The sequence below is a fragment of the Oceanobacillus saliphilus genome, assembly GCF_023522835.1.
In the GTDB taxonomy this organism is placed as follows: Bacteria; Bacillota; Bacilli; order Bacillales; family Amphibacillaceae; genus Oceanobacillus; species Oceanobacillus saliphilus.
On sequence record NZ_JALCZU010000123.1, the window covers coordinates 1 to 271 of the forward strand.

Genomic DNA, 271 nt, shown 5'->3' on the forward strand with positions numbered 1-271 from the left:
CCAAAAACGACGCTGCACGAATTGGTATTCATTCTTCGGATGTTGATGACTTGTTCAACCAGGGCATGGCTGAAGCAGGGAAGCCATCCTCAACTAATGTTCGCGATACGGTTAAGAAATTGAACGATATCGCTGAGCAAATGAAAACGGCAACGAAGCAGTCTTGGGACGATCAAATTGGGGCATTTATGTCTGACGTGCGATCAGTTTACGCCAAGGCAACACATGATGGTGTGCCAGCTAGTGTGAAGGAACCAGCCTACCAGGCGCT

The 271-nt window shown here is 48.3% G+C and carries 1 protein-coding gene; it reads left to right on the forward strand.

Annotated features, from left to right (window positions below; translation table 11 throughout):
- A partial coding sequence (locus MN204_RS20670; protein ID WP_249872934.1) for a hypothetical protein occupies window positions 1–271 on the forward strand: 271 nt, incomplete at both ends.